Annotated in this window: 23 protein-coding genes; 9 read left to right on the top strand and 14 right to left on the bottom strand. The window is 71.2% G+C overall.

The genetic code is table 11. From position 1 onward, the window contains the following. The first annotated feature begins 25 nt into the window (after positions 1-25). Complete coding sequence (locus tag AW273_RS05265) at positions 26-1,567, top strand: aldehyde dehydrogenase family protein (protein ID WP_062345751.1); 1,542 nt, start codon at positions 26-28, stop codon at positions 1,565-1,567. A 372-nt stretch (positions 1,568-1,939) separates the two neighbouring features. On the opposite strand, the gene AW273_RS05260 is transcribed toward AW273_RS05265, so the two are convergent. From AW273_RS05260 to AW273_RS05240, 5 genes are all read right to left on the bottom strand, one after another. Then, positions 1,940-3,427 carry a S8 family serine peptidase gene (locus AW273_RS05260; RefSeq protein ID WP_062345749.1) on the bottom strand — a complete coding sequence of 496 codons (1,488 nt, stop codon included), beginning with the start codon at positions 3,425-3,427 and terminating at the stop codon, positions 1,940-1,942. A gap of 135 nt (positions 3,428-3,562) precedes the next feature. Next, the gene (locus AW273_RS05255) at positions 3,563-3,991 is read right to left on the bottom strand and encodes a hypothetical protein (protein ID WP_063909840.1); all 429 of its coding nucleotides are present in this window, start codon (positions 3,989-3,991) and stop codon (positions 3,563-3,565) included. Positions 3,992-4,028: 37 nt separating this feature from the next. Beyond that, positions 4,029-5,846: a M14 family metallopeptidase gene (locus AW273_RS05250; RefSeq protein WP_062345747.1), complete on the bottom strand. Its 1,818-nt coding sequence runs from the start codon at positions 5,844-5,846 to the stop codon at positions 4,029-4,031. 114 nt (positions 5,847-5,960) lie between these two features. Beyond that, on the bottom strand, positions 5,961-8,894 hold the full coding sequence (locus tag AW273_RS05245; protein WP_062345745.1) for an AAA family ATPase: 2,934 nt from the start codon (positions 8,892-8,894) through the stop codon (positions 5,961-5,963). 9 nt (positions 8,895-8,903) lie between these two features. Next, the gene (locus AW273_RS05240) at positions 8,904-9,608 is read right to left on the bottom strand and encodes a hypothetical protein (RefSeq protein WP_062345742.1); all 705 of its coding nucleotides are present in this window, start codon (positions 9,606-9,608) and stop codon (positions 8,904-8,906) included. A 493-nt stretch (positions 9,609-10,101) separates the two neighbouring features. On the opposite strand from AW273_RS05240, the gene AW273_RS05235 reads away from it, so the two are divergent. Continuing rightward, the gene (locus tag AW273_RS05235) at positions 10,102-10,860 is read left to right on the top strand and encodes an SDR family NAD(P)-dependent oxidoreductase (RefSeq protein ID WP_062345740.1); all 759 of its coding nucleotides are present in this window, start codon (positions 10,102-10,104) and stop codon (positions 10,858-10,860) included. Here AW273_RS05235 and AW273_RS05230 read toward each other — a convergent pair. Continuing rightward, positions 10,853-11,914, bottom strand: a complete 1,062-nt coding sequence (locus AW273_RS05230; protein ID WP_062345739.1) for a glycosyltransferase — start codon at positions 11,912-11,914, stop codon at positions 10,853-10,855. The genes AW273_RS05235 and AW273_RS05230 overlap by 8 nt on opposite strands. Before the next feature lie 308 nt (positions 11,915-12,222). On the opposite strand from AW273_RS05230, the gene AW273_RS05225 reads away from it, so the two are divergent. From AW273_RS05225 to AW273_RS05210, 4 genes are all read left to right on the top strand, one after another. After that, on the top strand, positions 12,223-13,017 hold the full coding sequence (locus AW273_RS05225) for an NAD-dependent epimerase/dehydratase family protein (RefSeq protein ID WP_062345737.1): 795 nt from the start codon (positions 12,223-12,225) through the stop codon (positions 13,015-13,017). Next, positions 13,014-14,006 (top strand): glycosyltransferase family 4 protein, encoded by a 993-nt coding sequence (locus AW273_RS05220; RefSeq protein ID WP_062345735.1) that lies wholly within the window; start codon positions 13,014-13,016, stop codon positions 14,004-14,006. Before AW273_RS05225 ends, AW273_RS05220 begins: the two co-directional genes overlap by 4 nt. Beyond that, the gene (locus AW273_RS05215) at positions 14,003-15,280 is read left to right on the top strand and encodes a tyrosine-protein kinase domain-containing protein (protein WP_062345734.1); all 1,278 of its coding nucleotides are present in this window, start codon (positions 14,003-14,005) and stop codon (positions 15,278-15,280) included. The genes AW273_RS05220 and AW273_RS05215 overlap by 4 nt, the downstream gene beginning before the upstream one ends. 139 nt (positions 15,281-15,419) lie before the next feature. Then, positions 15,420-16,247 (top strand): hypothetical protein, encoded by an 828-nt coding sequence (locus tag AW273_RS05210; RefSeq protein WP_062345732.1) that lies wholly within the window; start codon positions 15,420-15,422, stop codon positions 16,245-16,247. Between the two features lie 72 nt (positions 16,248-16,319). On the opposite strand, the gene AW273_RS05205 is transcribed toward AW273_RS05210, so the two are convergent. Continuing rightward, positions 16,320-17,543, bottom strand: a complete 1,224-nt coding sequence (locus AW273_RS05205; protein WP_062345730.1) for an ABC transporter ATP-binding protein — start codon at positions 17,541-17,543, stop codon at positions 16,320-16,322. A 200-nt stretch (positions 17,544-17,743) separates the two neighbouring features. On the opposite strand from AW273_RS05205, the gene AW273_RS05200 reads away from it, so the two are divergent. Beyond that, complete coding sequence (locus AW273_RS05200; protein WP_062345728.1) at positions 17,744-18,751, top strand: LacI family DNA-binding transcriptional regulator; 1,008 nt, start codon at positions 17,744-17,746, stop codon at positions 18,749-18,751. Here the strand turns inward: AW273_RS05200 and AW273_RS05195 are convergent. The 3 genes from AW273_RS05195 to AW273_RS05185 form a co-directional block, all read right to left on the bottom strand. Next, positions 18,723-20,087 (bottom strand): DUF4012 domain-containing protein, encoded by a 1,365-nt coding sequence (locus AW273_RS05195; RefSeq protein ID WP_157555576.1) that lies wholly within the window; start codon positions 20,085-20,087, stop codon positions 18,723-18,725. The two genes, AW273_RS05200 and AW273_RS05195, sit on opposite strands and share 29 nt — an antisense overlap. Then, entirely contained in the window at positions 20,084-20,386 is a 303-nt protein-coding gene (locus AW273_RS05190; RefSeq protein ID WP_157555575.1) for a hypothetical protein, read from the bottom strand. The genes AW273_RS05195 and AW273_RS05190 overlap by 4 nt, the downstream gene beginning before the upstream one ends. A 122-nt stretch (positions 20,387-20,508) precedes the next feature. After that, the gene (locus tag AW273_RS05185) at positions 20,509-20,976 is read right to left on the bottom strand and encodes a glutathione peroxidase (RefSeq protein ID WP_062345722.1); all 468 of its coding nucleotides are present in this window, start codon (positions 20,974-20,976) and stop codon (positions 20,509-20,511) included. Between the two features lie 423 nt (positions 20,977-21,399). Here AW273_RS05185 and AW273_RS37770 point away from each other — a divergent pair, with 423 nt between their 5' ends. Further along, positions 21,400-21,840: an aggregation-promoting factor C-terminal-like domain-containing protein gene (locus AW273_RS37770; RefSeq protein WP_062345720.1), complete on the top strand. Its 441-nt coding sequence runs from the start codon at positions 21,400-21,402 to the stop codon at positions 21,838-21,840. A 98-nt stretch (positions 21,841-21,938) separates the two neighbouring features. On the opposite strand, the gene AW273_RS05175 is transcribed toward AW273_RS37770, so the two are convergent. Beyond that, positions 21,939-22,571 (bottom strand): TetR/AcrR family transcriptional regulator C-terminal domain-containing protein, encoded by a 633-nt coding sequence (locus AW273_RS05175; RefSeq protein ID WP_062345718.1) that lies wholly within the window; start codon positions 22,569-22,571, stop codon positions 21,939-21,941. Positions 22,572-22,644: 73 nt separating this feature from the next. Here AW273_RS05175 and AW273_RS05170 point away from each other — a divergent pair, with 73 nt between their 5' ends. Beyond that, positions 22,645-23,760, top strand: a complete 1,116-nt coding sequence (locus AW273_RS05170) for a ferritin-like domain-containing protein (RefSeq protein WP_062345716.1) — start codon at positions 22,645-22,647, stop codon at positions 23,758-23,760. Here AW273_RS05170 and AW273_RS05165 read toward each other — a convergent pair. From AW273_RS05165 to AW273_RS05155, 3 genes are read right to left on the bottom strand one after another with little or no spacing between them, the layout of a single operon-like run. Next, positions 23,757-24,713 carry a zinc-binding alcohol dehydrogenase family protein gene (locus tag AW273_RS05165; RefSeq protein WP_269750213.1) on the bottom strand — a complete coding sequence of 319 codons (957 nt, stop codon included), beginning with the start codon at positions 24,711-24,713 and terminating at the stop codon, positions 23,757-23,759. The two genes, AW273_RS05170 and AW273_RS05165, sit on opposite strands and share 4 nt — an antisense overlap. Positions 24,714-24,762: 49 nt before the next feature. Then, positions 24,763-25,086 carry a DUF202 domain-containing protein gene (locus tag AW273_RS05160; RefSeq protein ID WP_062345715.1) on the bottom strand — a complete coding sequence of 108 codons (324 nt, stop codon included), beginning with the start codon at positions 25,084-25,086 and terminating at the stop codon, positions 24,763-24,765. After that, complete coding sequence (locus AW273_RS05155; protein ID WP_062345712.1) at positions 25,076-25,408, bottom strand: YidH family protein; 333 nt, start codon at positions 25,406-25,408, stop codon at positions 25,076-25,078. The genes AW273_RS05160 and AW273_RS05155 overlap by 11 nt, the downstream gene beginning before the upstream one ends. Positions 25,409-25,428: the final 20 nt, after the last annotated feature.

Here is a 25,428-nt window from a genome sequence, read left to right as displayed (position 1 = left end):
ACGCGCACGACGAGGAGGTCGCACGATGACCCGGCAGATCGTTTCCGTCATCGGAGGGAAGGACGAGCCGTCCGGCACGCCCTATCTGTCCCGGAACCCCGCCCGGTTGAAGGAGGTCGTCGCCGAGGTCGCCCTGGCCGACGCGGCGACGTTCGCGGCGGCGTGCCGGAACGCCGCCTCCGCGCAGCGCGACTGGGCGGCGGTGCCGGCGCCGGTGCGCGGGCGGGTGATCGCCTCGATCGGGCGGCTCGTGGAGGCCAACGCCGAGGCGCTGGCGCGGCTGGTCAGCGAGGAGATCGGCAAGCCCTACGCCGAGGCGCTGGGCGAGGTGCGGGAGATCGTCGACACCTGCGACTTCTTCATCGGCGAGGGGCGGCGCCTCTACGGGCAGACCGTTCCCTCGGAGATGCCGGACAAGAACCTGTTCACGTTCCGGACCCCGGTCGGGGTCGCGGCGGTGATCACGGCGGGGAACTTCCCGGTGGCGGTGCCGTCGTGGTATCTGGTGCCGGCCCTGTTGTGCGGGAACTCGGTGGTGTGGAAGCCGGCCGAGTACGCCGCCGCCTCCGCCGCCGCGCTGCACCGGGTCTTCTCGGCCGCCGGGCTGCCCAAGGGGGTGTTCAACGTCGTCTTCGCCGACGGGGAGCAGACCTTCGCCGGGCTGGAGACCGCGCTCGGCGAGGGGACCGTCCACAAGGTCGGCTTCACCGGCTCCTCCGAGGTCGGGCGCCGGATCGGCGCGTTGTGCGGGCGGCACCTGCAGTCGCCGTGCCTGGAGCTGGGCGGCAAGAACCCGATGGTGGTCATGCCCGACGCCGACCTGACCCTCGCCACCGAGGGCGCCCTGTTCGCCGGGTTCGGCACCGCCGGTCAGCGCTGCACCTCGCTCGGCACGGTGATCGTCCACGAGTCGATCCACAACGACTTCGTGGCCCGGTTCACCGCCGCCGCGCAATCGGCCCATGTCGGCGATCCGGCCCGGAAGGTGCTGATGGGGCCGCTGCTCGACCAGAAGTTCGCCGACCGCTACGAGGAGTTCCTGACCTGGATCGGCGACCACCACACGGTCACCGGCCCGGTCGGCCGGATCACCGAGTCCAACCCGTGCGGCCACTTCCTCGGCGACGACCCGAACGAGGGCCTCTTCTACCACCCGGTGATCGTCGACGGCGTCCGGCCGACCGACCGGCTGTTCCTGGAGGAGACGTTCGGCCCGATCGTCGGCGTGACGACCTTCTCCACCCTCGACGAGGCCATCGAACTGGCCAACCTGCCCGGCTACGGCCTGTCGTCGTCGATCTACACCCGCGACCCGCAGGCGGCGTTCCGCTTCCGGGCCGGGGTGTCGGCCGGGATGGTCAGCGTCAACAACTCGACGTCGGGCGCCGAGGCGCACCTGCCGTTCGGCGGCAACGGCAAGTCGGGCAACGGCAGCCGCCAGTCGGGCATGTGGGTGCTCGACCAGTTCACCCGCTGGCAGGCGATGAACTGGGACTATTCGGGCCGGCTGCAGAAGGCCCAGATGGACGTCACGGAAATCCTCCCCGACCTGGAGTACAGGATCTGAAAGGCTTCCTTCCGTTACGGCTCCGCCCACCCCGGCACCGCCCGCCGCCCGGCCCCGCGCCGTATCCGGCGGCGACCACCCGCTCGGGCAGGGCACCGCGACGACGGATGTCCGGCCGACAAATCGGCGCGCGGCGGCACGGCTCACGAGACGGGGTGCGACGCCCGGGTCAAAGCCGGTTCTACAGGCCGGACACCACGGGCAGGATCCATGGGCGGATCCACAAGCCGGGTGCCGGCCTCGGCCATCAACCGGCGTGCCACCACCGAGCGGCCACGCCGGACGTCCGGCCGAGGGACCCGGTGCGGACCGGCACGGGAGCGATGAAAAGGTCCGGCCCCCACGCCGGAGCCGGACCTTTTCCGCTCGGGGTCACGCGCAGCGCGAGACCAGGTCCCAGTAGCCCGGACGGGTCTCCTGGAGGCTGCGCTGGGTGCTGCCGGTGAGACCGAGGTAGTCGTTGGAGCCCTCGGCGTACACGAGGAAGAAGAACTCCACGTAGGCCCGGCCGGCCGAGACGTGCGCGTTGTTCGTCGCGGTCACGCACTTCTTCGCGGGCGCGGTCGCGGTCGGGGTCGGCGAGGCCGACGGGCGCGGGGAGGTGGTGGGGCTCGGCGACACCGTCGGGGTGGGCGTCGCGCTGGGGCTGGGCGACGCGGTCGGGGAGGCCGTCGGCGACGGGGCGGGCCCGCCCGAGGTGTTCAGCAGGACGTTCGGGGAGCCGCTGCCCGGGTTGGTCACCACGCCGGTCACGCCGTCCTTCACCAGGGTGTCCCTGACCTGCGCCGGGGTCGCGGCCGGCGTACCGGAGAGGATCAGGGCGGCCGCCCCCACGACGTGGGGGGTCGCCATGCTCGTGCCGCTGATGGTGCTCTTGGCGGTCGGGGAGGTGTACCAGGCCGAGGTGATGTCGGTGCCGGGGGCGAAGATGTCGAGGCAGTCGCCGTAGTTGGAGTACGAGGCGCGGGCGTCGTTCTTCGCGGTGGCGCCGACGGTGATGCCCTCGGTCACGCGTGACGGCGACGACGAGCAGGCGTTCACGCTGCTGTTGCCGGCCGCCAGGCCGTAGGTCACGCCCGACTTGATGGAGTTGCGCACGGCCGTGTCGACGGCGGCCGAGGCCGAGCCGCCCAGCGACATGTTGGCGACGGCGGGCTTGGCGGCGTTGGCGGTCACCCAGTCGATGCCGGCGATGACGCCGGAGTTGCTGCCCCGCCCGGCGCAGTCGAGCACCCGCACGCCGACCAGTTTGACCTGCTTGGCCACACCGTAGGCGGTGCCGCCGACGGTGCCGGCGACGTGGGTGCCGTGGCCGTTGCAGTCGGTCGCGTCGTTGTCGTTGGACACGAAGTCCTTGCCGGAGACGGCCCGGCCGCCGAAGTCCTGGTGCGTGGTGAGGATGCCGGTGTCGATGACGTAGGCCGTCACCCCCGCCCCCGTCCCGGTGTAGGTGTAGCGGGAGTTCAGCGGGAGGGCGCGCTGGTCGATGCGGTCGAGGCCCCACGACGGCGGGTCGGCCTGCTCGGCGTCGATCGTCACCACGGCGTCCTGCTCGACGTAGGCGACGTCGGGGTCGGCGGCGAGGGCGCGGGCCTCTTTCGCGGTGGCGTTGATGGAGAAGCCCTTGATGGCCCGGTTGTACACGTTCTTCACCTGGCCGCCCTTCTCGGCGGCGAGGTCGCGGGACTGGGCGCGGACGTCCGCCGTCGGCTTCAGCACGACGATGTAGCTGCCGGGGATCGCGCCGGGGTTGTCCGTCCCCACGACCATGGCCGTGCGGGCCTGGGCGGGGGCGGCGAGCGACGCGCCCGCGAGCGCGGTGGCCGCAAGCAGCGCCGCGACCCGGGGGATTCGGTGCATCGGGGGTCCTTTCCTGGGTGGCGCACGCATACGAAAGGCCCGAATGAGGGCATGACGAAACGCCAGGTCAGATAGGGCGGAATCAATCGCCTGTGCTGAGCTTCCAGGAAATTTCCGGGCAAAACCGGCGGTATATCATTTCCGGTCTGACGCCCTGAGGGCACGCACGACTGCGAGTACAGTCGGCAGTTCGTCGTCGTCGAGCGACTCGACGAGGTCGCGGAGCTGCTGCCGGATCGCGCCCGGATCGTGCGCGAGCCATCTCCCCCGGGGACGCCGCGGCCCCAGCAGCGCGACGAGCGAGTCGGCGGGCAGCCCGAGGATCGACTCCAGCTCCCGCACCGCCGCCAGCGACCGCGACCGCTCCGGACGGGAGCGGCCGCGCTGCCAGTTGCTGAGGCTGGCCAGGCTGACGTGGGCGCCCCGCTCGGCGAGGCGCGCGTGCAGGCGTTCCAGCGACAGGCCCCGGGCCGCGATGGCGGCCCGGAGCGCGCGTTCGAACGGGCCGGTGCGGAGCAGGACGGCGAGCTCCCGTTCGCGGCCCCGCGACCGGTCATTAATCACACATGCCACGTTTACACCGGTAAGGGTAGTTAGTCCATTACTGCTGGGTGATCTTCACATCATCGACGGCGGCCTCGACCAGTGAGGCGGTGCCGGTGTCGGCGGCGCTGACCGTGATCTGCACGTTCTGGCCCGCGAACGCCGCCAGGTTCACCGACGCCGTGGCCCACGCGCCGTTGCGGTTGCTCGCCGCGCCGAGCTGCTGGAAGACCTGGGTGCCGTTGACCGACACGCGCAGGTAGTCGGTGTTGGAGGAGTTGCTGCCGTGGGCGAGGTACCACGCGAACGACAACGTCAGGGTGCCGGTGGCCGGCAGGGCGATCTGCGGGGAACGGATCGAGGTGACGCCGCCGTCGAGGTCGTAGTCGCCCGCCGAGGCTCCCGCGAGCGGACCGGTGACCAGGTCGAACGAGCCGCTGGTGGTGGTGCCGAGCTGCTTGGCGCCGCTGGAGGTGGTCGCCTCGGGGTTGGCCCGGGTGAACTGGCCGATGGTGGCGGTGTCGGTGCCGAGCGGGTTGGCGGTCCAGCCGGTGGCGGTCTCGAAGGTGTCCTCGTAGACGGTGACGGCCGGCGGGCCGCCGCCGCAGTACTGCGCCTGCTTGCCGATCACCTTGTAGACGCAGTCGGCGTTCTCCAGCAGCAGCAGCGTGGCCTCGCGGTTGCGGGTGGTCTGCGGCACGATCGCCTCGTCGGGCGGGTAGAAGCCGGGGTTGGACGCCACCGGGTACATCTCGAAGGTGTAGGAGAAGATCTTGTGCGTGCCCCACATCCAGTCGTCGATCGACCCGTCGGTGATGTAGAGGTCGCTGGCCTGCTCGGGCGTGTAGCCGTTGGTGGCGGCCATCTGCTGGCCGAGCACGGCGTGCGCGTCGCGGTCGTCCTGGGTCAGGCCCGGGGCGGTGTTGGCGGTGGTGTAGCCGTACGGCCAGAGGATCAGCTCGCCGTAGGAGTGCCAGTCGATGTGCGCCTTGATCTGCTGGACGCCGCCGACGACCCGGCCGCGGACGAAGTCGGAAACCGCGCGCACCTCGGGCGCCGACTCGGCCGACGGACCCCGGTAGGTCTCCGATGACGTGGTGCCGGACGACCCTCCGCAGCAGCCCCAGTTGTAGGCCCAGTTGCGGTTCAGGTCGGTGCCGATCGCGCTCGATCCGCTGTTGGGCTGCCGGTTCTTGCGCCAGCTCCGGTACGACCCGGTGGCGATGTCGTACTCGCTGCCATCGGGGTTCATGTTGGGGATGATCCAGATCTCCCGCGAGTTCACGATGTCGGTGATGCGGGAGTCCGAGCCGTAGGAGTCGGTGAGCAGGTTCAGCAGGTAGACCGCCATCTCGACGGTCAGGTGCTCACGGGCGTGCTGGCTGTGGGTGAACAGCACCTCGGGCTCGTTCTCGTCGGTCGCGACGTTGTCGCTGATCTTGACCGCGAACAGCTCCCGGCCCTCGTACGACGTGCCGATCGACACCTTGCGGATGATCGACGGATGGGCCGACAGGGCCGCGTTCACCACTGAGTTGAGCTCGGCGAAGTTGTGGTAGGCGCTGTCGGCGGCCGGGAAGTCGAGCGGCTGCGGCACGGCCGGCGCGAGCCGGTTCGGCGCGGCCTTGACGGTGTGGCCCAGGGCCCGGATCGCCGCGACCTCCTCGCTCGTCGCGGTGACGACGATCCGGTCGGCGGCGACCTCGTCGATGGCGGCACCCGTCCGGGCGACGGCGGTGCGCTGCTCCTGGGTGCTCACACCCTCGACGGTGTACTGGCGGTTGGGCGGGGGTTCGGCCCCGGCTCCGGCGCTCGTCAGGCCCGTGGTCAGGACCAGGACGATCAGTGTCAGAACGACTGTCAGGCGCTGCTTCATGTCGACAAAAGTGAATCGGCCCCGCCGAGGAGGCAAGGCCGACTCACGATCTCCCGTCAAGTCCGTCGTCCGGAGCGCTCAGGACGGCGGACGCTTGGTGCAATTCTGTGTTTTCTACTTCTCCCGGCCGTCGTACCCGAGCAACCTCATGGCCACTTCGGGGTCCATCGCGGCGGCGAGGAGCTGGGCCCGCTCGTTCGCCCGGTCCCTGGCCTCCTCGGCCCGCCGCCGGTTGGCCTGCTGGGCGCGGACCACCCCGACCACGATGGCCAGGATGGCGACGATGCCGAGCAGGATCAGGAAGAACACGATGACCGTCCCGGCCGGCAGGCCCGGCACCACCTCGGTCGCGCCGTTCATGGCGCCGCCGGAGACGGCGATCACCACGAGCACCAGCGCGGCCAGCGCGAGCGCCGCCCCGAACAGGCCCCAGAGCAGACCACGCGAACGCGAGCCGTCGGGCTTGGCCGCCGTCGCCTCGGGCGGCGGCGGGGGCAGCGGGGAGCCGTTGCCGTTCGTGTTCGCCCACGGGACGAAGTCGACGGAACCGTTCCCGTTGCCGTTGACGGGGACGATCTCGCCGGTCACCGCCGGGGCGAAGACTGGGATCCCGGCGCCGCTGTGCGTGAGCACGGACGCCGGTTCGAGCGCCAGCACGCGGGACCTGGGCTGCGGCAGCGGCACGTCCACGGGGGTGTGCTGCTGATGCGCCCGGACGGCCGCCTCGTGGAAGGCCTCGATCTCCTGCTGGAACTCCTCGTCGGCGTAGACGGTGCCGTCGATCAGCGGGCCGCGGGTGCGGTTGATGACCGCGATGACGTCGTCGCCGTTGAGGGTCTTGTGGGTCTCCAGCGCGTGCGCGACGGCCAGCACCTGCGCCCGGTTGGCCCGGAGCAGTTCCTCGGCCTCCTCGAAGTAGCGCGTCAGCATGTATTCGATGCGGTCGGCCACCGCCTGGGGCGCCTCGTGGTCGACTCTCGGAGAGAGTTCATCGGCCAGGAACCCGGCCGCCCGCCCGGCCCCGGGCTTCTTCCGCTCACTGGGCGAACCGGAGAAGAGACCGAGCCGCCGGAGCGTGGGCAGCACGGAGATGCCCACCCCCATGCCGAACTGGGTCTCCATGAGCGCCGTGTTGTAGGTCGCCTTGTGGAGGTCGCTCGACACCCCGGAGGAGTTGTCGTCGTCGAAGAACATCCGCTCACCGGCGAGTGAGGCCAGGCTTACCAGGATGTCCGACTTCAGCTCGGACCTCCATTCGGTGAACTGATCCTCCGGCTTGATGTTGGCGACCATGCCCAGGGTGCTGTCGCTCTTCTCGATGGTGGCGAGGTCGATCTCGAGGTGATGCCGGGTGCGGTAGGCGACCACGGCGTGGCAGGCCTCGTGAACCGCGATCGCGTGGCGCTCCCTCTCGATGTACTCGACGTCCTCGGGCGGACCGAGTTGCTTGAGCCGCTTGGCCTTGGTCACGTCGGCCCAGGTGATCACTTCGCGGCCGTCGCGGATCGCGGTGATCAGGGACTCGTTCACGAGGTCCTTGATCGTGGCGCCGGTGGCGTAGGGAGTGATCGTGGCGAGCTTGTCGATGTTCTCCTCGGTCAGCTCGTGGCGCACCTTGTCGAAGTAGCCCTGGTAGGTGCGGATCCGGCCCGGCTTGGACGGATAGCCGACCTTGTAGATCCGGTCGATACGGCCGGGCCGCAGGAGCGCCTCGTCGAGCGCGTTGGGCATGTTCGTCGCCATCATGACGAGGATGCGGTATTTGGGCGGCGGCTTCGGGCGCATGCCGAGCAGTCGCCGGACGTGGCGGTTGACGATGCCGCGCGGTTTCTTCAGACCGGACAACTCAGTGAGCAGGGCCTGCAGGGTGCCCATGTCACCACCGCCGCCGCCCATCATGTTGCCGCCCATCATGAAGCGGCTGGTCTGTGACTCGTTCACGTCGACGCCGCTCTGGGCGAACGAATCGCGCAGGTGCATCTGCTTGGCGTTCTCGGACAGGTAGGAGAACCCGTTGCACCTGTCGTCGAAGGCGCTGAAGGCCGGCCCGGTCTGGGGGCCCTGCTGGGCGAGCGAACCGCGGCGGCCCAGCGAGTCGGCCTCGTCGAAGAAGACGATGACGCCGCCGTACCGCAGAGCGAGCTTGCGCAGCTTGCGGAACAGCGACTTGACCTTGAGGATGCCGATGCCCATGAACATGTTCGTGAACGCGCCGGGGTCGACGAACACGTAGGGCTTGCCGGTCTCGCCCGCGACGGCCTCGGCCATCAGGGTCTTGCCGGTGCCGGGCGGGCCCCACAGGAGGAGGCCGCTGGGCACGTAGCCGCCGCGCTGCTCGATCTCGTCGGGGCGCTCCAGGAAGACGATGTTCTCCTTGACCCGCTCGACGACGTGGTCCTGGCCCCAGACGTCGTCGAAGCGCGTCTTGATGTCGTCGGGGAAGTAGGTCTCGACGCCGCCCCGGGAGAGGAACCAGAACAGGCCGATGAACTGGAACACGATGAAGAAGAACGCGAAGGCGAGCTGCGCGATCATCGGCATCGCCTGCCACAGCAGCGCCGGGGCCTGGAACAGCGCCATGACGGGCGACACGTCCCCTGGCAGGACCTCGGCGAGGATGAAGGCGATGAGGGTGATCCAGAAAACGACCTTGATCGCTCGGGCCAGCCGGTAGCGGGTCCAGTCGCTGAACCTGCGGTGCACCCAGCGGTCGAAACCGCCGAAGATGCCCTTGGTCCACAGACGGTGGTAGCCGGCGGAGCGTTCGGAGATCAGGAAGTGGATCTGGCGGAGCAGGTCGACGCCGATCAGCCAGAGGATCCAGCCGGTCGCTTCGGCCTGGTAGACCACCGCGTCCCAGAAGGTCATGACACCTTCGAACTCACCCATCGTCTTGACGGTGAGGATGAGGAACGCCGCGACGAGGAAAATGATGATCTTGGAGCGATCCCAGAACGCCATCTTCTTGCGGGTGCGCGGATCCCGGTCGTCGGGACCTGATCCGGGTGGCCGGAGTCCCTCGTATTGCGGCGGGGAAGCCGTCTTCATATGGGCTCCTTACCCGAGGTTGTTCTTCACCTTGAACGACTGCGCGATGGAGTCGAACTCGGCCTGACGCTGCTGGAAGCAGGCCGCGGAGCAGCGGATCAGGAAGGTCGACATGGTGGTTCCGTCGGCCGACAGGTAGCCCGTCTGCTGGAACGTCTGCAGCGGGCCGCCCATGTAACGGAGGCTGAACTGCACCCGCACACCCTTCGCGCCGTTGTCGCCTTCGAGCACGTCGTCACGGGTGAGCTCGAAGTTCTTGTACGGGTATTCGTCGTTCTTCTCGTTCTGGGTGCGTTCCGCGGCGGTCGCCGCGACGGGGAAGCCCAGCACGTTTCGCAGGGCGTTCAGAGAGACGTCCTGCTGCTGTTCCTCGGAGAGCGTCTGCACCATCGCGAACGCGAACGGTTCGTCGGGGTCTTCGGGCCCCGCGGTCATGATGTGGTCGATCGACGGTTGGATGTGGCCGTCGTAGGCGACGGTCCAGATCCTCTTCTTCAGCACCTGGGTGGTCGCCGAGGACGGATCCCCGAGGAGCGCGGCCTCGACCGCGTTCTGGTCGACCTTGTGCCAGGTGGCGGGGACTTTGAAGTAGGTGCTGCCGCCCGAGTCACGGACGAATGTGTATTGCGAGCCGCCGCATCCGGCCAATCCGGCGATCATCGCGGCGACCCCGAAGGCCGCCGTCGCGCCGGACCCCGCCCGCCATCTCTTCACAGGGCCATACCTCCGCTTTGCGGGTCTACGAGGTAGTAGTGCCCGTTTTCCAAGTATCCCCTTACCGGGACTGTTGTTACATCTTGGAAAACTTGACCAAATCTTGCCCGGAGCTTAGCTGTACTTGTGACGTGATCATAGGGCGGCGGGACCGCTGGGTGAGAAACGTCAACTTTTTGCGGCAGCGTAGGCCGCATGGCATAAGTCCGGCGTAAGCGGCACTTCCCCCAGATCGACCGTTGATACACGAACCGGCGAAGCCTATGTGACGAGAGCCGTCCGGACGAATCGGGACGGCCCGGACCTGCGACGACCCGGAATCCCCGCCGATTATCGACGCCCGTTTATGCGGGCGAACTCGCGATAGGGCCGATACCCGCAACAGAAAGGCATTATCGGCCCTATCGAAAAGGATGAATCATGGCGTACCGGATGTCGGCGCGCCGCCGGTGATCAGGCACGGGCCGATCGGCATGGGGCTAGGCTGCGGGCCATGCCCACCGCACTCGTCACCGGCGCGACCGCCGGGATCGGCGCGGCGTTCACCCGCCGCCTGGCCGCCGACGGCTTCTCTCTCGTGCTGGTCGCCCGCGACCGCGACCGGCTGGCCGAGCAGGCCGCGTTCCTCGGCCGCCGTTACGGCGTGCACGCCGAGGTGCTGCCGGCCGACCTGTCGGCCGACGACGGCCTGAAGGTCGTCGAGGAGCGGCTGCGCGAGGGGGTCGACCTGCTGGTCAACAACGCCGGGTTCGGCAACCGGGGGATGTTCCTCAGCGCGCCGGTCGAAGACGAGCTCACCATGATGAAGGTGCACTGCGAGGCGGTGCTGCGGCTCACCTACGCGGCCCTCCCCCACATGCGGGCCAAGGGCCGCGGCGGGGTGATCAACGTGGCGTCGGTGGCGGCGTTCTTCACCCGGGGCACCTACGGCGCGTCCAAGGCGTGGGTGGTCAACTTCAGCGGCGCGGTCGCCGCCGAGACGGCGGGCGACGGCGTGCGGGTGATGGCGTTGTGCCCCGGTTTCGTGCACACCGAGTTCCACCAGCGGGCCGGGATGGACACCACCAGCATCCCGGAGTTCCTGTGGCTGGAGGCCGACCCCGTCGTGAGGACGGCGATGCGCGACCTGGCCCTCGGCAAGGTCGTCAGCGTGCCCGACCTGCGCTACAAGGTGGTCGTCGGCGTGGGGCGGCTGCTCCCGCAGAACCTCACCGCCCGCATCTCCACCCGCATCGGCCGCCGGTTCAGGTAGCGGACCCCGACCGGCTCTCCTCGTGCAGCCGCAGGTAGAGGGCCGACAGGTCGTCGACGAACCGTGACTGCCCGAAGTAGAGCCCGGCCCGCTGGGCGGCGGCGTCGCCCAGCCGGCCCGCGTAGCCGGGGTCGCGCAGGATCCGCACGACCGAGGCGGCCAGCAGTCCCGGGTCGGGGTCGGTGAGCAGGCCGGTCACCCGGTCCTCGACGACCTCGGGCACCCCGCCGACCCGCGTGGCGACCGCCGGGACCCCCGACGCGGCCGCTTTGAGGAGGTCCAGCGGGATGCCCTCGTAGTCGCTGGTCAGCAGCATGACGTCGGCGGCGGCGTGGATGATCTCGTGGTCGGTGCGGCGGCTGAGGTAGGCGACGGCGTCGCCGAACCTGACCGCCTTGGCCCGCAGGTCGGCGGCCAGGTCGCCGCCGCCGCAGACGAGGACCCTGGTCATCGGCAGGCCGCGCAGCACCAGCGCGACGGTGTCGAGGAACCGGTCGGGCCTGCGGGCCTTGGTGACCTTCCCGACGAACGCCACGACGGGGATGTCGGCCGGCAGCCCCAGCCGGGCCCGCGCGACCTCCCGGGCCGGCCGGCCGCCCGTCCGCACGCCGGGCCGGACGACGGCGTACTGACGCGGGGTGCCGACCCCGGCGGCGAGCAGGTCGTCGCGGACCAGGGCGCAGTCGGCGACCAGGCGGTCGCTGACCCGGGCCAGCCGCCGCTCGATCGTGGGCCGGCGCGGGTGGACGTCGAAGGTGTGCACCCGCGCCGGGACCCGGGCCATCGTGGCGGCCATCCGGCCGAGCGCGCCCGCCCTGGCGGTGTGGGTGTGCACGATGTCCGGCCGGAACCGGCGCATCTCGGCGACCAGCCGGGCCAGCGCGCGCGGGCTGTCGTCCGGGATGGTGCGCGCGCGTTCGTGCATCGTGGTGGTGTAGAGACGCTGCTCGAACCGGCCGGGATCGAGGTGGTCGAGCAGCGTGAGGGCCTGGAGGGCGGGCCCGCCCGCGTCCAGCCCGGTGATCACCCGCATGACCCTGATGCGCTCGCCCATCACTGGCCCCCGTTTCGACCCTGTTGCGGTATGTCTGCCCGGCGGGCAGTCTCGTCCAGCGCGGGGGGTTGATGCGGCTTTTACCGGCGGGCATGTCATGCGCTTGCGAAGGATTAGCGGCTCGTTTGCCATGGTGGGCCGGTTTGCCCCGCTATGTGTAGGCCGCTCGACCACGCGGCGTCTCCATCGAGTACGTGCGCGGGTCGCCAATAATCCGCAAAAGGCGGCGCAAGCCCGCGCGTGGCTGCGCCGGGCCGTGCCGACGGCGTCTCTACCGTCTCTCTCGCCCACTGACAGCGAGGAGCACCGTGGCGCACCATCTGATCACCGGGGGCGGCGGCTTCGTCGGCTCGCACCTGACCGGGGCCCTGCTCGCCAGGGGCGACACGGTCACCGTGCTGGACGATCTGTCCACCGGGTCCCCCGCCGGCCTCCGGCACCTGCGCGGGCATCCGTCGTTGCGGTTCGTCCAGGGGTCGGCGCTGGACGCCCCGCTGGTCGGCGACCTGGTCGGCGGGTGCGACGCGGTCGTGCACCTGGCCGGCGGCGAGACGGTGCTGGACGCGGCCCGGCGGCACGGCCGCAAGGTCCTGGTGGGCACCGACGACCACGCCGCGGCCTTCTCCGGCGGGGAGACGCCGCGCGGAGGGACGTACCGGACGGAGAAGGACCTGCTCGTCGTGGTGGCCCGGCTGTTCGACGTGGCCGGGCCGAGGCAGCGCGAGGAGCACCTGGTGCCGAGGCTGATCCGGCAGGCGCTGGCCGGGGCCGACCTGGTGGTGCCCGGCGACGGGTCGCAGACGCGCTCTCTCACCCACGTCCGCGACGTCGTGGAGGCCCTGACACTGCTGCTCGACGAGCCGTTCGCCCTCGGCGGCATCTTCGACGTGGGCGCCGACGACGAGGTCAGCGTGCTGGAGCTCGCCAAGGCGATCGTCGAACTGACCGGGAGCCCGTCGGGCATCACCTGCCACGGCGGCGCCCCCGAACCCGGCTTCCGGGTGGCCGACGCGTCGCGGCTGCGGGCGCTGACCGGGTGGCGGCCCCGGCGGAACCTCGACGAGATCCTGCTCGACACGATCAGCGAGGCCCGCGTCCGGTGAACCCCGCGATCGTGCTCGGCACGGCCGTCTCGGCGACCGTCGTGGGGGCCCTGGCCGTCGAGCCGCTGCGCCGCCTGGCGCTGCGGGTCGGGCTGGTCGACCACCCCGGCGGGCACAAGGCGCACCGCGCCCCGACCCCGTGCCTGGGCGGCCCGGCCATCATCCTCGGCACGGCCGTCGCGGGCGTGGCCGACGACCCGCGCGTGCGCGCCCTGTTCTTCGGCGGCCTGGTGTTCGCCCTGGTCGGCCTGGTCGACGACGCCCGCCCGCTCGGCCGCCTGCCGCGGCTGGCCGTGGAGACCCCGACCGCCCTGCTGGTCGCGGTCAACGGCGTCCGCGCCGACCTGACCGGCGTGCCGTGGCTCGACGTGACGCTGACGGCGGCGTGGCTGGTGTTCGCGGCCAACGCGTTCAACCTGCTCGACAACATGGACGGCGCGCTCGGCGCGGTGACGACGGCGACCGGCCTGACCCTGGGCGCCGCCGCGCTGGCGGCCGGGAGCGGGCCGGTCGCCCTGGTGCCGTTCGCGCTGGCGGGGTCGGCCGCCGGTTTCCTGGTCCACAACTGGACGCCGGCCCGCATCTTCATGGGCGACTGCGGCTCGTTGTTCATCGGCTTCACCGTCGCCGGATGCGCCCTGCTGGTCTTCGACGGCCCCTTCCACGCCCCCGCCGGAGCGCTGCTGGCGACGTTCACCGCGACCGTCGACACGGGTGTCGTGCTGCTCGCCCGCGCCCTCCACCACCGGCCGCTGACGTGCGGCGGGACCGACCACGTGGCGCACCGGCTGCGGCGGGTCGGGCTGCCGGCGCCGGTGATCGTCTGCGCGCTGGCGGCGAGCGCGGCGGTGAGCGGGGTGCTGGCGGTGGCGATGACCCTGGGCGTGTTGTCGCCCCTGGTCGCCCTGTTCGGCGCCGGGGCCGCGGCGGTCGCCGGGGTGCTGGCGTTCCAGCAGGTCGACGTCTATCGGGTGGCGGTGACGGTGTGACGGAACATCTCGGGCTGGTCCGCCGGGGCTGGTGGATCCTCCTCCTGGCCGCCGTCGGCGGCGCAGCCTGCGCGCTGCTGGTGACCGGTTACATGCCGGTCAGGTACGCGGCGGCCGTGTCGCTGATGGTCGACCAGAAGGGCTCGGCCGACCCGCTGTCGCAGCAGCGGGTGAAGTCGTACGCCCGCCTGGTCACCAGCCGACGCGTGCTGCGGGAGGTCGCGGTGGCCGAGCACCTCGACCCGGCCACGCTCGACGTGCGGTCGGAGGTCGTGCCCGGCACGGTGCTGCTGCGCGCCATCGTCACCGACGGCGACCCGGAGCGGGCCGCCCGCCTCGCCAACCGCATCGGCGGGGAGCTCAGCGGCCTGATCCACACCCTGGAGAGACGCGCCGCGATCGGCGTCACCGTCATCGACCGGGCGACCCCGCCGGCCGACCCCGTCTCGCCGCGCCCCCCGGTCAACGTGGCGGCCGGGATCCTGCTCGGCCTGGTCTTCGCCTACGGCCTGCTGATGCTGCGCTCCCGCCTCGACACCACCATCTCCGACGGCGACGACCTCGCCGCGGCGGCCGGGGCGCCCACGCTGGGGGTCGTCGGCCGGGACCGCCGCCGCCCCCTCGTCGTCACCGGCGCGCGGGCCGAGGCCTTCCGCGCCCTGCGCACCAACCTGCGGTTCGTGGGGGTGGACGGGGGGCCGCGCTCGCTGCTCGTCACGAGCTGCGGCACCGGTGAGGGCAAGTCGACCCTGGCGATCAACCTGGCCGTCGCCGTCGCCCAGACGGGCCGGCGGGTCGCCCTGGTGGACGCCGACCTGCGCCGCCCCTCGCTGGCGGGCTACCTGGGCCTGGACACCCGGTCGATGGGCCTGACCGACGTCCTGGCCGGCTCGGCCCGCGTGCCGGAGGCCCTCCAGCGCCGCCACGACCTCGACGTGCTGCCCAGCGGCCGGGTCCCGGCCGACCCGGGCGAGCTCGCGGGCTCGCCCGGCATGCACCGCGTGTTGTCGGAGCTGGCCACCGACCACGACCTGGTCGTCGTCGACGCGCCCCCGCTGCTCCCGGTGACCGACGCCTGCCTGCTGGCGACGGCCTGCGACGGGGTGCTGCTGGTGGCCCGCGCGGGCCGCACCCGCCGGGAGTCGCTCGCCCAGGCGGTGGCGCGGCTCACGCGGGTCGACGCGCGGCTGGTCGGCGGCGTGCTGAACTTCGCGCCGGTCGGCCTCCGCTCGCCCTATCCCGAAGAGCGGGCCCGGCGGACCAGCTTCCGCTGACCTGTCCACGGACGACGACGCGGAACCAGCGGGTAAAACGGCGCGGTGCGCGCACGCCGGCGGGCCGACAGTGCGGGGAAGGGGGGCGCCCCTCTCCGGTCGTCGGGGAGCCGGTGCCGGCTCCCCGTGAGGAGAGACCGTGAACATCCGACTCAGAACCGTCCTGCTCACCCTCGCCCTGGCCGCCGGGTTCGTCACGGCTTCGGCCGGTCCGTCGTCGGCCGACGTCCCGGGGCGCGTCATCGTCTCCGAGGTCAGCGAGAGCAACTCCAACGACAAGGGCGCCGAGGTGCACTGCCCCGACGGCACCCACGTGCTCGGCACCGGCGCCGAGATCACCCGCGGCGGCGGCTCGGTCGTCATCGACGAGGTCATCCCGACCGCCTACACGGTCAGCGCCTATGGCGTCGAGACGCCGACCGGCACGACCGCCGCGTGGACGATCCGGGTGTGGGCGGTGTGCGGCAACCCCCGCACGAACGCCTACATCCGCTACCAGACGACCGCGTCGCACCCCAACCCGAAGACGCTGGGGCTCGCCTGCCACGAGGGCGACTGGCTGGTCGGCTCGGGCTACCAGCTGGAGGGCGCCCGGGGCAACGTGAGCGTCACCGCGCTCATCCCCACCCTCGACGACGTCTTCGTGGAGACGAAGGAGAACCACCGGGGCTACGCCGGCAACTACTACCTGAGGGTGTTCGCGATCTGCGTCGAGGACGCCCCGGCGGGGCTGCGGGTCCTGTCGGAGGAGAGCGAGGAGGACTCGGACGACAAGGGCGCCATCAGGGAGTGCCCCGCCGGGACGCGGACGCTGAGCGCGGGCTTCTCGATCCCCGGAGCCGCCGGTGAGACCGTGCTCACCTACTTCATCCCGACCGACGGGACGGTCATCACGTACGCGCACGAGCTGAGCGGCACGAGCCGGGAATGGAGCGTCCGGTCGTACGCGACCTGCGCGAACGAATAAAGGACAGAGCCCGCCCGGCCGAACGGAGGGGGGAAGCCGGCGGGGCGGGCTCTGCCGTTGAAGGGTATGTCGTCAGCGGCCGACGTTGGCCGGGTGGCCGATCGAGAGGCCGCTTTCGACATCGAAGAAGTGCAGGTTGTGGGTGTCCACGACCAGCTCGATGTTCTGGCCGGGGCGCACGTGGCTGCGGGCGTTCACGCGGGCGGTCCACAGCGACTTGTCGCCCGAGAGCGGCAGCGTCGCGGCCTCTTCCTCGTCACCGTCGTTGGCGGCGGCGACGGTGTCCTTGTGCTCGACCGGCGGGGCGTCGATCGTGAACAGGACGTTGATCTCGGAGCCGAGCTCCTCGGTCACGTTGGCCTTGACGGGGATGCGGACCCACCCGGCGGAGGCGCCGTTGGCGGCGACCGAGTCCTCGAAGTCCGAGGGGCGGATGCCGAGGATGATGCGCTTGCCGATGTAGCGGTCGAGGCCGACCTTCTCCCCGAACGCGGTGTCGGGCACGGGCAGCTTGTAACCGGCGAAGGCCACGGCCGCGCCGGCGCCGTCGCGGACCAGCTCGGCGTAGGTGAAGTTCATCGACGGCGAGCCCATGAAGCCGGCGACGAAGAGGTTGACCGGCTTGTCGAACAGGTTCTGCGGGGTGTCGACCTGCTGGAGGATGCCGTCGCGGAGCACGCAGACGCGGTCGCCGAGGGTCATGGCCTCGACCTGGTCGTGGGTGACGTAGACGGTGGTGACGCCGAGGCGCTCGTGGAGCTGGTTCAGCGAGGCGCGCATCGAGACGCGGAGCTTGGCGTCCAGGTTGGACAGCGGCTCGTCCATGAGGAAGGCCTGCGGCTCGCGCACGATGGCGCGGCCCATCGCGACACGCTGGCGCTGACCGCCGGAGAGGGCGGCCGGCTTGCGCTTGAGGTACTGCTCCAGGCCGAGCATCTTGGCGGCCTCGTTCACGCGCTTGGCGATCTCGGGCTTGCTCATCTTGCGGAGCTTGAGGCCGAAGGCGAGGTTCTCCTCGACCGTCATGTGGGGGTAGAGGGCGTAGTTCTGGAACACCATGGCGATGTCGCGGTCCTTCGGCGGCAGGTGGTTGACCACCCGGTCGCCGATCACGATCTCGCCGCCGCTGATGTCCTCAAGCCCGGCGATCATGCGCAGGGCGGTCGACTTGCCGCAGCCCGAGGGGCCGACGAGAACCATGAACTCGCCGTCTTTGATCTCCAGGTTGAGGCCGTTCACGGCCTTGACCCCGCCCGCGTAGATCTTGTCGACGTTGTTCAGAACGATAGATGCCATGCCAGTCCTTCGCGCTCCGGAAGGCACGCGCGGACCCCGGCGCCGCCTTCCCATTGAGGGAAAAGTGGATACGTTTTCATGCATCTCACCCGAACCGGACATCCGTGTCAAGCGACTCGCCCGGTTTCACCTTGTCATCGCATGTCGCGTTATCGTACCGAGACTGGCGGTGACGATGGAATGATGATGGAATCGTTTCCATGAGCACTCCTGGACCACGCCGCACCACCATCAAAGACGTCGCCGAGCTGGCGGGAGTCGGAGTGGCCACGGTGTCGCGGGTGTTGTCGGGCGGGTCGGCGAGCGCGGAGACCCGGGAGCGGGTGCTCGACGCGGCGACCAAGCTCGACTACCGGCCGAGCGCCCTCGGCCGCAATCTACGTCAGCAGCGCAGCGGCGGGGTCGCGCTGCTCGTGCCCGACATCACCGACGGGTTCTACGCGCGGCTCTGCGACGGGGTGTTGTCGTGCGCGCGGTCCTACCGCGAGCCGGTGACCATCGGGGTGACCGGCGACGACGCCGAGCAGGAGGCCGACCTGGTCGGCGGGCTGCTGGAGCAGAGCATGGACCGCATCATCGCGGTGCCCACCGGCGACGGCGAGATGTGGGCCAGCGCGGTGCGGGCCGGGCTGAACGTCGTGTTCGCCGACCGCCGCGTGTGGTCGCCCGGCCAGCACGCCCGCACGCTCGACGAGGTGCCGGCCGTGCTGACCGACGACCGGTCGGGGCTGCGCACCGCGATCGAATACCTGACCGGGCTCGGCCACCGCAAGATCGGCTTCCTGGCCCGCCAGGGCATGTCCCACCGGGTCGCCGCGTTCCGCGAGGCGATGGGCGACCTGCTCGACGAGGACCTCGTGGTGTTCGCGCGGGCCAGCCGCGACTCCGCCTACGCCGCCGCGGCCGGGCTGTTCCAGCGGCGGGCCGACCTGACGGCCGTCATCGCCGGGGGCAACATGCTCGGCGAGGCGGCCGTGCTGGCCGCCCGCGAGCTCTATGTGCGCATTCCGCGCGACCTGTCGCTCATCATGTTCGACGACGTGCCGTGGGCCGAACTGTGCTCGCCCCCGCTGACGGTGATCGCGCAGCCCGCCTCCGACGTGGGCTACCGCGCGGCCGAGCTGGTCCTGCGCCACGGGCGGCGGCCGAGGACGGTGTCGCTGCCGACCGAGCTGATCGTCAGGAGCAGTTGCGCTCCCCGGCGGTGACCACGGTCCGCTGCGGCTTGGCCATGGGCTGCTCCGGCACGACCGGCGCGGCCGGGGAGACCGGCTCCACGAGCCGCAGTTCCAGGGTCCGGGTCTCCCCGGCGGCCAGGTCGAGCGTGGTCGAGAACACCGGGTGGCCGTGCTCGGTCTCCTGCTTCAGCTCGGCCACCTTCCCGTCGAGGTAGGCCTTCTCCAGCCGCGACCCCACCGCGGTGAACACCGACACCCACACCTTCCCGTCGCGGTCGCCGTTGCGCAGCGTCGCCGAGACCGTGCTGCCGCACTCCGGGGACACCTGATACTCGACGGTACGGTCGAGGTTGCGGCCGATCCCCTCCCCGCCCGCGTCGTTGACGACCAGGTGGGCGAACGGCCCCGGCGCGGGCGTGAGAACACCCGCCAGCGGGGTGCGCTCCAGCAGCCGCTGCTCCTCCGGGTCGGCCGACCAGATCCGGATGTGCCCCTGGTCGATGACCTTCATCAGGCCGGGCAGCCCGGCCAGGCCCGACAGCCGCGCCAGCGTGGCCGCGTCGGCGCCGATCACCCCGTCGACCGGCTGACCGTGGAGGGCGGCCCAGATGCGGGCGGCGTACGGGAAGTGCGGGGACCGGTTCGAGGCGGCCAGGCTGCGGGTCGCGTCGGCGCCGTAGCGGGCGGCGTAGCCGGGGCCGAGGTCGAAGAGGGGGCCCGGCGGGTCGGGCACCCGGCGGACCGGTTCGACGGTCCAGCCGGTCGGCGCGATCGTCACCACCCCGAACCCGCGCACCACTCCCCCGGTCGCCCGCGCCCGGTCGGGACTCTGCACCGCGACCAGGAACCGGCCGCGCAGCCCCGCCAGCGCCGCCAGCGTGTCGACCCGCCGCAACGCGGTGACCTGGGGCAGCACCGCCCGCGCGGCCTGCAGATGGGTGACCGCCCGCGGGATCTCGGCGCGGTTCTGCCGCAGCAGCAGTTCGAGGCCGGTGGCCAGGTCGAGCGCGGCCCGCGCGTAGTCGCGGACCGTCCTGGCCGGTTCACCGGCGAACGGGAGCCGGGCCAGCAGCGCCCAGTCACGGCCCGAGGTGTAGCGCATGGCGGCCTCGGCGCCGGCCCGCGCCTCGCCGATCCGGGCCGCGATCTCGGGACCGGGCGGGATCAGCCGGGTCGACCCGGCGAGTTCCCTGAACGCGTCTCTGGCGTCCGACAGGTGCCGCGCGGCCGACACGCCGAGATATACCGGCCAGGCCACGCCCAGCGTGGTCGCCGTCAGCGCGGACGCCGCGACGGCGGTCCGCAGCCACCCCTTGCGCTTCCAGGCGACGCGTGCCCACCCGACCCGGGCCCACCGCACCCTCACGTCAGACGCCTCACTTCGGCGCGCCTGCGCCGCCGGGCCCCCACGGCCAGCAGCACCCCGGTCAGCGCCAGCCCCGACGCGGCCACGGCCAGCGCCTCCAGCGGAGCCCCGGTGAACGGCAGGTCCTCGGTGACCGGACGGCGCGGATCGGCCGCGGGCGAGTCCCACCCGTCGAAGAACCCGACGGTGGCCTGCTCACCGGTGACGAAGGCGTCGGCCACGTCGTGGGAGACCGGCACGGCGGCGGCCAGGCAGGTCCACATCAGCCCCACGCAGGCGAGGGCACGCGCTGCGAGCATGGCCTCCCCCGGAGAGAGCAGCGGATTCCGGCCGGAACGGGGGCCGGTGCTCCCTTCCTACGAGGGCGGTCGCGCGGGCCCGCCGAGCGACGCGCCCGCATGACCGAAACTTGCCGCCGGCTCTACAGGTTCTTCTCGATCGCCGCCACGACCTCGGCCGACTCGGGCTCGATCTGCGGGGCGAAGCGGGCGGTCACCTCGCCGGCGGCGTTGACGGTGAACTTCTCGAAGTTCCACTTGATGTCCTCGCCGTCGCCGACGAGCGCGCGGTAGAGGGGGTGGCGGTCGTCGCCGTTGACGTCGGCCTTCTCCAGCAGCGGGAAGTCGACGCCGTAGGTGACCGAGCAGAACTCCTGGATCTCCTCGGCGGTGCCGGGCTCCTGGCCCATGAACTGGTTGCACGGCACGCCGACGACGGTGAAGCCGCGCGGCGCGAAGGTGTCCTGGAGCCGGACCAGCCCGGTGTACTGCGGGGTCAGGCCGCACTTGGACGCCACGTTCACGACCAGTGCCGAACGCCCCTGGAGAAGGTCGCCGAGCGTCGTGGCCCGGCCGTCGAGGGTGGTCACGGGGATGTCGAGGTTCGTCATGGGGCCGACTCTACCGAGCGCCACATTCGTCCCGCTCACCACCTTGCGACGACCTGAAACCCCAGGCGGAGGGCATTTCCCCGCCATCGGGACCTCCCCCGCCGGCGCCGCCCGGCCAGCGCCGGGCCGTGTGATCACCCGGCCTTGGCACCGGGTCGGCAAACAACCGTCCTCGGGGGGCCGAAGACGCGGCGGCGTGGTCGCCCGGCGTACTTCAATCCGCGCTAGAGAGCGAGACGCGGACGGCCCTCGGCCGGTCGTGGCTCGCGTCATGAATCTGCCGGGAACAAACGTCGCGGTGCCTCCGGGGGTTGGTCTGTTATCCCGGTCCGGCCGCGCGGACCGGTGCGCCCGAGCCATGGGCGTGCCGGAAGCAGGGGTCCGCCCCTGACGACCGCACGCGACCCGACGACAAGGACCGATTTGGACAGCATCAGCGCACGTCGCGGCACCGTCGCGGCCATGCTCGCGTTCGCCGCGCTCGCCGGGGCCACCCCCGCCTCCGCCTGCGCGAACGGGCATGACGGCCACACCTGGAAACGGCGGGCCGCACCCTCGATCAAGGCGAGCAGCAAGATGTACGCCCACCGCCTGATCAGCCGCCGCGACTGGGCGCGCCGGGAGTTCCGCTGCCTCGACAGCCTGTGGACACGCGAGAGCAACTGGAACCACAAGGCGCGCAACCGCTGGTCGGGCGCGTACGGGATCCCGCAGGCGTTCCCCGGCGACAAGATGGCCCGGGCGGGCTGGGACTGGCGGGTGAACCCCAGGACGCAGATCCGCTGGGGCATCGGCTACATCAGGGGCCGGTACGGCTCGCCGTGCGGGGCCTGGGGGCACTTCCGGGCCCACAACTGGTACTGATCCGGGGGACGGCACGCCGCGCCCGGGTCACGCCCGGCGCGGCGTCGCGGGCCCGATGATCAGGCCGGTTGATCAGGCCGGGTGATCAGGCCGGGTGATCAGGTGGTGCGCTGGGCCAGCCGTCCGGCGATGGCCTCGATGAGCAGGTCGAGCCCGAAGTCGAACTCGGCCTCGTGGTCGCAGGCCGACAGGTGGGGGGCCAGCGCGCCGATCTCGGGGAACAACTCCGGATCGACGTCGTCGGCCCGGATCGCCCCGTGGACGGGGGCGAAGGTGGGGGTGACCCCGACCTCGCGCAGGAGCGAGCCGATGACGTACGCGATGAAGACCCGGAAGATCTGCACCGCCTCGCGCTCGCCGAACCCCGCCTCGCGCAGCGTCGACAGCGCCCGCTCCACCGGCAGCATGCCCGCCGCCGACTTGAGCTGGCGGCTCACCACGACCATGGTCGAGCGGGGGTGGGTGTGCGCGATCTGCCGGAAGGCGCGGGCCTGCATGCGCACCCGGCCGGTCCACGGCGCGGCGGGGTCGTCGGTGAACTCGACCTCCGACAGGATCGTCTCGGACACGGCGTCGAGCAGGGCCGACTTGTTCGGCACGTGGTTGTAGAGCGACATCACGCCGACCTCCAGATCGGCGGCGATCCGGCGCATGGAGACGGCGTCGGCGCCCTCGCGCTCGATCAGGTCGATGGCGGCGGCGACGATCCGGCCGCGGTTCAACGGTGGCACGCGACCAGTATTGACCGGCGGTAAGCTGCGTGTCACTGTCGAGACGTACAGCGTACGTACGGGAGGCCCACACGTGTCCACGCACGAGCTCTACACCATCCCCGCGGACATGCGGACCTGGGACGTCCAGATGGCCGGCTCGGCCCGGTTCACCTGGGAGTACGACGACGGCCGCGACCGCATGCTGGCCCTTTACCAGAAGGGCAAGGACAAGCAGTGGGACTCGGTGAAGCGCGTCGACTGGGGCCTGGAGGTCGACCCCTACGACGTGCTCGGCATCCCCGACGAGACCATCGCGATCTACGACTCCCCGCTGTGGCACCGCATGGACGACCAGACCCGCAAGGAGGTCCGCCGCCACGGGGCCGCCTGGCAGTTCTCCCAGTTCCTCCACGGTGAACAGGGCGCGATGATCTGCTCGGCGCGCATCGTGGAGTCGGTGCCCGACCTCGACTCGAAGTTCTACGCGGCCACCCAGACCATGGACGAGGCCCGCCACGCCGAGACCTACGCGCGTTTCCTCCAGGAGAAGGTGGGCCTGGCCTACCCGATCAACCCCCACCTGAAGTCGCTGCTCGACTCGACCCTGAGCGATTCGCGCTGGGACATGCCCTACCTGGGCATGCAGGTCCTCATCGAGGGCCTGGCCCTGGCCGCCTTCGGCGTCATGCGCGACATCACCACCAAGCCCCTGCCGAAGCAGATCCTCGCCTACGTCATGCAGGACGAGGCCCGCCACGTCGCCTTCGGCCGCATGGCCCTGCGCGACTACTACGCCGGCCTGTCCGAGGCCGAACGCCGCGAGCGCGAGGACTTCGTGATCGAGGGCTGCTGGCTGATGCGCGACCGGCTGCGCGGCCGGGAGCAGTGGGAGGCACTGGGCCTGTCGAAGACCGAGGTCGAAGAGGCCCACAGGCTGGTCGACGAGTCGCACTACCTGCGCCTGTTCCGCTCGCTGCTGTTCAGCCGCATCGTGCCGTGCGTGAAGGACATCGGCCTGTGGAGCCCCCGGCTCCAGCAGGCCTACGTCGACATGGGCGTGCTCGACATGGCCGGCCAGAACCTCGACGACCTGATGCGCCAGGACGAGGAGATCGCCGAGAGGCTCGACGCCGAGCGCTTCGCCAAGGAAGAGACCGAACGCGCCGTCGAGGTCGCCGAGACCATCGCCGCCGCCACGAGCGACTAGCGCCGCACGACGACCTTGCCGATCGCCGACCCGGCGCCGACCATCTCGTGGGCCCGGCGCAGCCCGGCGGCGGTGAAGTCGTCGATCTCGGTGGTCAGCGTCGAGCGCAGGCGGCCCGCGTCGAAGTGGGCGGCGGCCTCCTCGAGCAGGCGTCCCTGGCTGTCCATGTCGGGGGTCTCGTACATGGCGTGGGTGAACATGAACTCCCAGTGCCAGGCGATGCTCTTCGACTTGAGCGGGAACAGGTCGGGATGGTGGTCGTCGATGGCCACGACGTGCCCGAACGGCTTGACGATCTCGGCGTAGGCCTCGATGTTGCCCTCGGAGAACGGCGAGAACACCGCCTCGACCCCGTCGGGCGCCAGGGCCTTGACCGACTCGACGAGCGTGTGGCGGTCGACGGTCGCGTCGGCGCCCAGCCGGGTCACCCAGTCGTGGGTCTCGCCCCGCGCGGCCGTGCCGATCACCCGCAGCGACGTCAACTGCTTGGCGAGCTGCACGAGCATCGAGCCCACCCCGCCGGGCGCCCCGACGACGAGCAGCGTGCCCGTGGTCTCCGCGTGCGCCCCGAGGTGGGTGAAGAGCGACTCCCAGGCCGTGATCGTGGTCAGCGGCACGGCGGCGGACTGGGCCACCGACAGGCTCCGGGGCCGGTGCCCGACGATGCGCGCGTCGACGGCGTGGAGTTCGGCGTTCGCGCCCTGCCGGGTGACGTCGCCGGCGTAGTAGACCTCGTCGCCGACGTCGAACCCGGTGGCCTCCGGCCCGGTCTCCACGACGGTCCCGGCGGCATCGAACCCCAGGACGCGCCCGTCGCCCGCGCCGGCGGCGATCTTCACGTCGACGGGGTTGACCGAAGACGGCCTCGACCCGGACGAGCAGGTCGTGCGGGCGGAGCGTCGGCGCGGGCACGTCGACGTCGACGAGGCCGGCGGCGCTGGTGGCGATGGCACGCATATCCAGCACGTTATGGAGTGGACGGTCACCGCCCGGCAAAAGGGGTCAGAAGACCACGAAAACGAAGGCTCCGACCACCGCCGCCAGCACCCCGGCCCACAGGACCAGGGCGTCGCCGCCGTGCTCGAACGGGCGCTGCTGGTGCAGCGCCTCCTGCACCTGCCGGAACCGCCTTCCCGTACGGAGCAGCGTGACCGCCCCCAGCAGCGCCGCGACCCCGAAGAACACGATCGCCACGGGGTGGCCCGAGTAACGGGCGGTCACGCCCGCCCCGCCGAGCCCCAGGGTCGCCAGCACGGTGGCGGTGCGCACCCACGCCAGCCGAGTGCGTTCACTCTGCAGGCCGGGGTCCCAGGTCTCAGCCGACAAGGATCAGCACCAGGGCCAGCACGGCGACGCCCGCCACGCCGTACCCGAACAGGGGCGCGAGCCTCGGCGGCGGGAGGGGTTCGGCGCGGCGCAGGGCCGTCTGGACCTTGCGCCAGCGCGGATAGGCGAAGGCCGCCGCCATGGCCGAGAGCAGCACCAGGACGACGGCGAGCGCGGTGCGGACCCACGCGACGAAGATCTCGGGCGGCACCGCCGCCATGGCGACTCCCCCGGCGCACAACGCGAGGGAGGTGCTCAACCACGTCAGATAGGTGCGTTCGTTCGCCAGGGTGAACCGGGGGTCCGGTTCTTTGCCGTCCATACCGAAAAGGATATTTCACC

It is taken from the genome of Herbidospora yilanensis (assembly GCF_001570565.1).
Taxonomy (GTDB): domain Bacteria; phylum Actinomycetota; class Actinomycetes; order Streptosporangiales; family Streptosporangiaceae; genus Herbidospora; species Herbidospora yilanensis.
This window is presented reverse-complemented; position numbering and strand designations above follow the sequence as displayed.

Bases quoted from the DNA above. Each gene is read 5' to 3' on its own strand.
- AW273_RS05260 (WP_062345749.1), bottom strand. From the start codon at position 3,427: ATGCACCGAATCCCCCGGGTCGCGGCGCTGCTTGCGGCCACCGCGCTC.
- AW273_RS05200 (WP_062345728.1), top strand. From the start codon at position 17,744: ATGAGCACTCCTGGACCACGCCGCACCACCATCAAAGACGTCGCCGAG.
- AW273_RS05205 (WP_062345730.1), bottom strand. From the start codon at position 17,543: ATGGCATCTATCGTTCTGAACAACGTCGACAAGATCTACGCGGGCGGG.
- AW273_RS05245 (WP_062345745.1), bottom strand. From the start codon at position 8,894: ATGAAGACGGCTTCCCCGCCGCAATACGAGGGACTCCGGCCACCCGGA.
- AW273_RS05190 (WP_157555575.1), bottom strand. From the start codon at position 20,386: ATGCTCGCAGCGCGTGCCCTCGCCTGCGTGGGGCTGATGTGGACCTGC.
- AW273_RS05230 (WP_062345739.1), bottom strand. From the start codon at position 11,914: ATGGGCGAGCGCATCAGGGTCATGCGGGTGATCACCGGGCTGGACGCG.
- AW273_RS05250 (WP_062345747.1), bottom strand. From the start codon at position 5,846: ATGAAGCAGCGCCTGACAGTCGTTCTGACACTGATCGTCCTGGTCCTG.
- AW273_RS05235 (WP_062345740.1), top strand. From the start codon at position 10,102: ATGCCCACCGCACTCGTCACCGGCGCGACCGCCGGGATCGGCGCGGCG.
- AW273_RS05155 (WP_062345712.1), bottom strand. From the start codon at position 25,408: ATGGACGGCAAAGAACCGGACCCCCGGTTCACCCTGGCGAACGAACGC.
- AW273_RS05185 (WP_062345722.1), bottom strand. From the start codon at position 20,976: ATGACGAACCTCGACATCCCCGTGACCACCCTCGACGGCCGGGCCACG.
- AW273_RS05265 (WP_062345751.1), top strand. From the start codon at position 26: ATGACCCGGCAGATCGTTTCCGTCATCGGAGGGAAGGACGAGCCGTCC.